Raw genomic sequence first — 7938 nt, 5'->3', positions numbered from 1 at the left:
TGAAAGCCAACCAAACGGCCCTATTTCCAACCTAGTGGGCTTACATTCCAATTTCACCCAAAAATCTCCTCTGATTAAGTTCTTTTCAACCTCTCTGAGAAATTCTTACTTTAGTCGGACACTAGTGATTTAAAATTAAAAGAATTTAAAATTTAAAATGAAGAGATCAGCTGAGTTGTAGGTTCTTGGTTGTTGGTACCGCAATGGCGGGCAGGTGTTGGTTACTTCCATCTGATTTTTACGATCCTTCTTTGCGCGCTTTGTGCCTCCCGTACAGTTGTCGGGAGCGGTGAAGAATTTAAAAGTGGTTGTCCCGATAGCTATCGGGAGTTGTTGGTTCCGCCACGGAGGACAGGTCTAGAGTCTAAAATCTTGAGTATTGAGTCTTAGGTGTTGGTTCCGCCTGTTGTCGTTCAGAGAACGGTATGGTACAAGAATAAGCTTTGCGGTAATTCTTTGTGAACTTTGCGTCTTTGCGGTAAGAAATAAATCCGTTTCCATCCTCCCGCACTTGCTTATATTTTCCAAATTAAAACCCTGCGCGGGAGGCGGGTGATTTTTGGTTTTCCAGCCATGGGTTTCACCCATGGTTATTGAGAAGTTGGACACCTTCGGTGTCAGACCTGATTCCCTTTGAAGATTCTGCTGAGTAAATACTGCTCATCCGTCTAGGGTATTACCTACAAGTTGGAATGTCTGATGCTAGTGTATTTCTTGGCTCTAAGCTCTTGATTCTAGGATCTTAATTCTTGATACTGGAGAATGATACTCTTCACACATAGCTTCGCCCTTTCACTCACACCCCCTAGCCCCCTCAAGGGGAATATTGTATCTACTAGGCCATTAGCTATAAGGAAAGGGTTAATAGATACAACAGGAAGTTAGAACTAACGGTTGACTGAGTAATAAATTTACTCGGTTGTTTTTAGAAAGCAAAGAAGGAATTTAAAATGGAAGGAATTTAAAATTTAAAATGAAAAGAATTTAAAATTTAAAATGTAGAATTTGAAATGTAAAATGGAGTGCGTGGTGGGGAATAATTTTAAATTTTCCATTAACTAATTTTAAATTAGTCGCGAAGCGCTAAGCTACATCAGCAAAAATCCGTTCTACCCCCTAACCCCTAAAGGGGAGAACTGGGACTCTGCTAGAAGCTCGACCTCTTCACTATAGCTATCTCGGAGGGGAGAACTGTTATAATTTTACATTTTTTTTAACCCTTCTATGTCCATTAAAATTAATCGGAGCACTTCTTCTGTTTCTTGCATAACAAAATGATTTTTGAATCTAAGGATATGAATACCTAATGCTTCTAAATCTTCCTGTCTAGCTAAATCTCTTGCTTTTTGGTCGCTTTGATAATGTATTTCTCCATCGAGTTCGATTCCAAAGCTGTATTGGTGACAATAGAAATCAAGGATATATTTAGATACAGGATGTTGCCTTCTGAAATGCAGGTTATTAAGCCTATTCGATCTTATCCTTTCCCACAACAAGGCTTCTGCGGGAGTTAACCTCAACCGTAACTCTCTTGCTCTTCTAAATATTTCTGGAGATGCGTTATGATGCATTTTAGGAAGAAATTTTAAATCCGTTACCCCCGACCCATTGCCGTCCGGATAGCTATCGGGAGCTATCGCGGAGGGGAGAATTGGCACTGTGGAAGCTACGCTTTTTTAATAGCGAATAAGAAACATTTCCATTTCTCCACCTTTTTTCGTGACTCGCTCCCCTCTCTCTTTAGGAGAGGGGCCGGGGGTGAGGTTAAGCTACATCAGCGAAAATCCGTTCCATCCTCCGAAAGTACATCATGCCGAAGACGAATAGGATAAGGGCGACGATGGTGCCTGGCCAGATCCATTCCCAAGGGATAGGTCTATCGAGGAAAGCGGCGCGGAATCCTTCGATCACTCCTACCATGGGGTTTAAGACATAAAACTTCTGGTATTGCTCGGGCACGGCTGTGGTACTGTAAACTACCGGCGCGGCATAAAGCAGGAGTTGAACTACGAAGCTTAGTGCGTGCTTCACATCTCTATATTTCACTGCCATGGCAGAGAGCATCATTCCCATTCCTAAGCTGCACATCAAAAGTTGGATGATCAACAATGGCAGTACCAACAGTCCCCAACCTGGCATAATCTGATAGTAGATCAGCATTCCTATCACTACTACAAAGGCAATTAGAAAGTCCAGCAGTTTGGATAGAATGGAACTCAGAGGCAACACCATTCTAGGGAAATAGACCTTGGTGATCATATTGGCATTTTGGATCAGGGAATTGGCCGACTCGGTGAGCGTGCCGGAGAAGTAATTCCAAGGCCAAAGTGCCAGGTAAGAAAATAAGGTATAGGGAATGCCATCTGAATCTATCTTGGCCAGGTTGCCAAAGACTATGGTAAATATTACCGTAGTAAATAGGGGCTGAATAATAGCCCAGGCAACTCCCAGAACGGATTGTGCATAACGGGCTTTGATTCCTCTAAGTGTGAGGAAATACAGTAGATCTTTGTATCGCAATAACTCCTTGAAGTCTATTAGCTGCCAACCGGAAGTGGGCTGGATGATTTTGATGTTGTCTTTAGGGGTCAAAGGGGTTGGTGGTTGGTGGTTGTTGGGTGTCCGATGTCCGATGTCAGGTGTTGGATACTGGATGTTGGTTGTTGGTTGTTGGGTGTCCGATGTCAGGTGTTGGGTGTTGGTTTCAATACTGTGGACGGGGGTTTGTCTGGATGAAACTAACAACACACAACTAGCAACCGAATATTTTTTTGATTAGAGTTCAAGAGCTATTTTTCGCTATACCAATGATAAACAAACGTCTTTTCGGCTAATTTATATCCTAGGGATTCGTAGAGTTTGCAGGCAGGGATGTTGCTTTCCTGGGTGCTTACTTCTATTGTTTTTGCTCCAAGTGAGAAGGTCTTGGCTTCTGCGGCTTTCATCAGTTTCTTTCCCCAGCCCTTTCCCTGACTCTGCTTAGAAACTGCTATTAGTCCTACTTTAGCGGCTTTATCCTCTACACTGTAGGTTACCATTCCTTGTAGATCTGGAGCTTCCAGTACTAAATTGGACTCCCATGCTTTTTTGATCCATATCCTATATAGCTTTTCAAATTCCCCTTGCACCAAACGGGTATCGAGTTTGTAACGTGAATAAGCTCCGCTTTCAAAGGCTAGGTCCTGTAATTCCTTACTTAATGGCCTTTGATAAGGCATTATTTCAGGAATTTCTGCCGGCTTATTGATTTGCTTTTCGAAAGTCATTTTAATATCGACCAATTGAATGAAAGGATTATTGAATTGGACAGGTGATGCTGAAAAGAGATAAATCAATTGGAATTCCTTAGATGCAGCTGGGAATTCCTCTTCATTCCAATCCTTATTGATTGATATTCTACCTACAGGGTAGTTGAAGAGGGTCGAGTCGAAGGGAAGTGGTACGATGGTGAGCAATGGTTGGTTCCGCCACGGCGGAGGGGGTTGGTGGTTGTTAGTTGTTAGTTGTTAGTTATTGGTTGTTAGTTGTTAGTTGTTAGTTATTGGTTGTTAGTTATTGGTTGTTAGTTGTTAGTTATTTCCGCCACGGCCTTTAGGTTTACAAAAGAGAATTACTATTCAAAAAAATGAACTTTTACCTTTCTTATTTCGAGGCGATTCAGAGATTTTCTAAATTAAAAAAGAGCGGGGTGAACTTTCCCTCGGCGTAGGTTCGTGGCCTCTTGTCCGTATTAGTCCCCCCTCTTTCTTGAGTTGCCAATAACCAGTTAGAATTTTAGGCTTTAAGGCCTGTTAAAGGTTTTAGTTTCCGCAACTCTTATTTGTTAAACTATAACAACCAAAGTTATGAAATTCAAATCATTTATCGGAATTGATGTAAGTAAATCCACTATTGATGCGTATCTCAAAATCAATCAACACCATGCCGTCTTCGGCAATAACCAAGAGGGATTTAGAGAGCTGGTGGAATGGGTCATGGAAAATTCTGGATTAGTCTTGGCGAAGCATCTTCTTTTTGGATTCGAATCTACGGGTATCTATTCTTCTGAACTTGCATTGTTTCTTGAGAAACATGCACTTCCATTTCACATCATGTCTGGACTCGAATTGAAACGCTCTTTAGGGATACGAAGAGGGAAATCAGACAAGGCAGATTCAAAGGATATAGCTGAATATCTCTATGAAAAGCAAGAGAAGATCCAACCAACAGTTCTTCCATCCCAGACCATACAAGATCTAAAGAAGCTATTTAATTACAGAGAGCGACTTGTAAAAAATAGAGCTGCATTTACGACTCGCCTCAATGAATATGAAACCATCGTCTCCGGGAACAAAATAAAAGTCTATCAAAAATCCCATAATACGGTAATCGCTTGCCTAGACAAGCAGATCGAAACAATTGAAAAGGAAATAGACAAACTATTACATAAGGAAGAGCTGTTGTTGAATCAATATATGTTACTTAATTCTATCAAAGGTATAGGGCCGCAAACTGCTCTTGCCCTCATCATTTTGACTGAAGGTTTTATGTTATTCAACAGTTGGAGGAATTTTGCCAGTTACGCAGGAACAGCACCCTTCCCTAACCAGTCCGGTACATTTAACGGCAGAACGAAAACGAGCAAATTGGCAAACAAGAGGATAAAAACACTCTTAACTTTGTGTGCCGGCACCTCCATTCAGTACAGTACAGAAATGAAGAATTACTACCAGAAAAGAATCAGTGAAGGGAAAAGCAAAATGAGCACGCTTAACATTATCAGAAACAAACTTCTCTCCAGAGCTTTTGCTGTTGTCAACCGTAATTCCAGATATGTTGATACCTTAAAATATGCTGCATAAAATATCTTAGATTCTTCTTGTTTTACCCTTAGAATACGGACAGGGGTTGTACCGATAGCTATCGGGAGGTGTTAGTTGGTTTCTGGTGACGGACCGTGGTTATTGGAAATTGGAAATTGATAATTGATAATTGATGGGGCTTACCCTACTCTTTTCTCTACAATATAAATCGGGCGTTGCTTTACTCCTTCGAAGGTTTTGCCGACGTAAAGGCCTACCATGCCAAGGGTAATTAGCAGAAAGCCGGTGAGCATCCAGAGTGAAATAATCAAACTGGCGTAACCAGCCACAATGATATCTCCATGTAAATACTTAAACATAGTAAATAGGGCAAAGAGGAATCCTGTGAGTGCTATCAGCAATCCAAATTTGACGGTAAGCCGAATAGGCTTGTCGCTATAGGCCAGCATGATATCCAGTGCCAGGTTGAATAGGCGCTTGAAATTGTAATTACTATTTCCTTCTGACCTCTCCGCGTGAACTACCTCGATGGATGTTTGCCGAAAGCCTACCCATTTGACCATGGTAGGGAAATAGCGTATGCTTTCACGCATGCCTATAACTTCCTTTATGACTTTGCTGTGATAGATACCGAAGTTGGCAATGCTCTCATCCTGCTTGGAGCCAGTGAGCCAAGCCAGGGTTCGGTAGAATAGTTTGGATGACAATTTTTTGAAAAACCCATCTTGTCTATTGGATCTTCTGGCGAGCACCACATCATAACCTTTCTGAGCAGCTGCCAGGAGATTAGGTATTTCTTCAGGCCTGTCTTGCAGGTCGCAGTCCATCACCACAATCCACTCGCCTGTTGCGGCATCCAAACCTGCTGTAATAGCGTAGTGTTGCCCAAAATTGCGGGAAAGTTTGATCCCCTTGATCTCTGGATGAAGGCTGGCGAGTCTTTCGATTTCAATCCAGGAATTATCAGGACTGTAATCATCCACGAGTATGATTTCAATTTCTGAAGTCAACCCAGACACGGAGGATTTTATTCTAGAGATAAGTTCAGCTAGGACGTTTTCGGCGCGGTATACGGGGGAGATGATGGAGAGCACTTATGAATTTAAAATGAAAAGAATTTAGAATTTAAAATGAAATAATTTAAAATGAAAAGGAATTAAGAATGTAAAATGAAAGGAATTTAAAATGTAAAATGAAAAGAATTTAAAATTTAAAATGAAGGAATTTAGAATTTAAAATGAAAAGAATGTAAAATTTAAAATGAAAAGGAATTTAAAATGTAAAATGAGGAATGGAAGATCTCGAATAGAGTAGTTGGGGGAGCAATTTTAAATTTTAAATTCAAAAATTTTAAATTAATACTATGCTGCTATTTACCATATACCAGTATGCCCTGAATATCTCCGGGGTCTTTATCTAAGATAGAAACTACCACATTTCGCTGAACTTTCTCGTAGGTTTTTTCTCTAATAAAGTCCAAGTATTTTTTATCCAGTTCTTTGCCTATAAGTATCATGTGGACCGTACCTGAATCTATTCCTTTTGCATAATCTCCGACGATATAGGCTTTTTCCACGTCTCCCATCCTTCTGACAATTCTTTCCATCAAATCATCCAGTCCCAGGAATTTTGAGACCATGTTTTTGATTTCTGTGAAGAAAGGATGCTCCTCATTGGCTTTGTATACTTTGGTTCTTCCCTCTTCCTGAGAAACCAGCAAACCTGCTTCGGTAAGGCGGTTTAACTCCACCCGAACGGAATTGGTGGATTCATCAAACTCCTTGGCCAGGGAACGCAAATAGCCTGAATTGGCATGCGAAAAGAACTTCAGGAGAAGTTTGATACGGGTTTTTGAGGTGACTAGGGATTCGAGCAAACTTTTGGTTGGTGGGTGTTGGATGTTAGTTGTTGGTTGTTGGGTGTTGGTTGTTGGTTGTTTCCGCCACGGCGGACGGGGGTTGTTGGTTGGTGGTTGTGTAAAAATCTGGTTGCTAGTTTATTAAGAAGTAAATAACTTAGTAGTTATTATTTTGTCGTATTTCTCTTACCTTCTAACAACTCTGTGATGAATACTTATAAAGACCTTGATATTTATAAAATCAGCTTTAGTTTATTTTTAAAAACACATCCATTTTCCCTTAAACTTCCTAATTATGAATTATATGAATTGGGAAGCCAACTAAGACGATCTTCAAATTCTGTCAACACTAATATTGTGGAAGGATACGGTAGAAGAACCTATAAAAATGATTTCATTAAATTTCTGGTGTATTCAGAAGCAAGCAACCTGGAAACCTCATCTCATTTGGAGAAAATACAAGCCTTATACCCACACCTTTTAAGCGAATGTGAAGGGTTGATACAAGAATATAATCTCCTAGGTGGCAAAATCCACTCCTTCACGGAATACGTAAGAACAAGCTGGAGAAGTTAATGAGGGGTTGTTTCCGCCACGGCGGACGGGGGTTGTTGGTTGGTGGTTATTGGTTGTTGGTTATTGGTTATTGGTTATTGGTTATTAGTTGTTGGTTCTCCACACAGGACGGGGGTGATCATTGATAATTGATAATTGATCATTGTCTATTGGCAGCTGTCTTCAGAGCTTCGCTCGGTCACTCCCATTCTTGGGAAATAGCTAGCCGAGTAATAAACTTACTCAGTGAGTAACAAATTTACTCGGGTAAATGGAATTTGCAAATTTTGGAGGAGGGTTGTTTCCGCCACGGCGGACATGCGAGGATGGAAACGAATCCAATCAATCCAGCTGATTTTATTACTCTCTTTCTTTTGGCTTGGCCCAAAAGAAACAAAAAGCCAAGTCGTGGCAAAGCTTCCACCGCACATACCCACCGCCTGGCCCGCTGCCACGACCTCCCACCGCGCCGTAAAAATTAAGGGAGGTGGTAAATGACAAATTTTATTGGCGGTTGTTTCCGCCACGGCGGCCAGGTCCTAGTTGAGTGAATTTAAAATTTAAAATGAAGGAATTAAGAATTTAAAATTTAAAATCACTACTGTCCGAGAAACGGTTTAAAATTTAGGGGAAGCTTCGTTTGAGAAGCTTCCCCTTTTCTGTATTTTCAGTTTACCACAACCAATAAATACAGCAGATGAAAAATACACATTTCTTCGGACA

Annotated in this window: 7 protein-coding genes; 2 read left to right on the top strand and 5 right to left on the bottom strand. The window is 40.8% G+C overall.

Annotated elements, in window-relative coordinates; translation table 11 throughout:
• Positions 1-1202: 1202 nt before the first annotated feature.
• The 3 genes from ESV85_RS22020 to ESV85_RS22010 all read right to left on the bottom strand — a co-directional run bounded on the left by ESV85_RS22020 (position 1203) and on the right by ESV85_RS22010 (position 3455).
• Entirely contained in the window at positions 1203-1571 is a 369-nt protein-coding gene (locus tag ESV85_RS22020) for an endonuclease domain-containing protein (RefSeq protein ID WP_146921499.1), read from the bottom strand.
• 193 nt (positions 1572-1764) lie between these two features.
• On the bottom strand, positions 1765-2592 hold the full coding sequence (locus ESV85_RS22015; protein ID WP_146921497.1) for an ABC transporter permease: 828 nt from the start codon (positions 2590-2592) through the stop codon (positions 1765-1767).
• A 197-nt stretch (positions 2593-2789) separates the two neighbouring features.
• Positions 2790-3455 (bottom strand): GNAT family N-acetyltransferase, encoded by a 666-nt coding sequence (locus ESV85_RS22010; RefSeq protein WP_146921495.1) that lies wholly within the window; start codon positions 3453-3455, stop codon positions 2790-2792.
• A 390-nt stretch (positions 3456-3845) separates the two neighbouring features.
• Between ESV85_RS22010 and ESV85_RS22005 the strand changes: the two genes are divergently transcribed.
• The gene (locus tag ESV85_RS22005) at positions 3846-4841 is read left to right on the top strand and encodes an IS110 family transposase (RefSeq protein WP_146921493.1); all 996 of its coding nucleotides are present in this window, start codon (positions 3846-3848) and stop codon (positions 4839-4841) included.
• A gap of 140 nt (positions 4842-4981) precedes the next feature.
• On the opposite strand, the gene ESV85_RS22000 is transcribed toward ESV85_RS22005, so the two are convergent.
• Both ESV85_RS22000 and ESV85_RS21995 read right to left on the bottom strand, forming a co-directional pair.
• On the bottom strand, positions 4982-5896 hold the full coding sequence (locus ESV85_RS22000) for a glycosyltransferase family 2 protein (protein ID WP_146921491.1): 915 nt from the start codon (positions 5894-5896) through the stop codon (positions 4982-4984).
• Positions 5897-6171: 275 nt separating this feature from the next.
• Positions 6172-6678, bottom strand: coding sequence for a winged helix-turn-helix domain-containing protein (locus ESV85_RS21995; RefSeq protein WP_146921489.1), 507 nt, complete (start codon positions 6676-6678; stop codon positions 6172-6174).
• A 189-nt stretch (positions 6679-6867) separates the two neighbouring features.
• Here ESV85_RS21995 and ESV85_RS21990 point away from each other — a divergent pair, with 189 nt between their 5' ends.
• Positions 6868-7236, top strand: a complete 369-nt coding sequence (locus tag ESV85_RS21990) for a four helix bundle protein (RefSeq protein ID WP_146921487.1) — start codon at positions 6868-6870, stop codon at positions 7234-7236.
• The last annotated feature ends 702 nt before the right edge of the window (positions 7237-7938 follow it).

It is taken from the genome of Algoriphagus aquimarinus (genome assembly GCF_007997215.1).
Classification (GTDB): Bacteria; Bacteroidota; Bacteroidia; order Cytophagales; family Cyclobacteriaceae; genus Algoriphagus; species Algoriphagus aquimarinus_A.
The sequence above is the reverse complement of the archived record's forward strand: the minus strand, read 5'-3'. Positions and strand labels throughout refer to the sequence as shown.

Excerpts from the sequence above, each read along its gene's own strand:
- ESV85_RS22020 (WP_146921499.1), bottom strand. The coding sequence starts at position 1,571 with ATGCATCATAACGCATCTCCAGAAATATTTAGAAGAGCAAGAGAGTTA.
- ESV85_RS22005 (WP_146921493.1), top strand. The coding sequence starts at position 3,846 with ATGAAATTCAAATCATTTATCGGAATTGATGTAAGTAAATCCACTATT.
- ESV85_RS21990 (WP_146921487.1), top strand. The coding sequence starts at position 6,868 with ATGAATACTTATAAAGACCTTGATATTTATAAAATCAGCTTTAGTTTA.